This window comes from Ahrensia marina (genome assembly GCF_001293565.1).
Taxonomy (GTDB): domain Bacteria; phylum Pseudomonadota; class Alphaproteobacteria; order Rhizobiales; family Rhizobiaceae; genus Ahrensia; species Ahrensia marina.
Genome location: NZ_JXMU01000065.1, coordinates 1 through 301 on the forward strand (window position 1 = coordinate 1; position 301 = coordinate 301).

1 protein-coding gene is annotated in these 301 nt (G+C 47.8%); it reads left to right on the forward strand.

The window, feature by feature from the left end:
- Positions 1-84: 84 nt before the first annotated feature.
- A partial coding sequence (locus SU32_RS17040; RefSeq protein ID WP_483756994.1) for a flagellin N-terminal helical domain-containing protein occupies positions 85-301 on the forward strand: 217 nt, incomplete at its 3' end.

A 301-nucleotide genomic window follows, 5' to 3' on the forward strand; every position in this document is an offset into this window, starting at 1 on the left:
GGTTGGCTATGGCATGATGCCTGTCCATCGAACCGGGATATCCGGCATGTCCCTTCTTTGAGTATCTTTTGAAAGGGACAATTTATGTCCAGTATTTTGACGAACACTGCAGCGATGACTGCGCTTAAATCCCTGCAGTCTACAAATTCTGCTATTGAAACAACACAGGCCCGTATTTCTACAGGTAAAGCCGTTTCTCAAGCCAGTGACAACGCTGCTTATTGGTCTATCGCGACAACAATGCGCTCAGACACAAAAGCTCTTGGCACAGTTCAGGACGCTTTGGGTCTTGGTGCTGCGA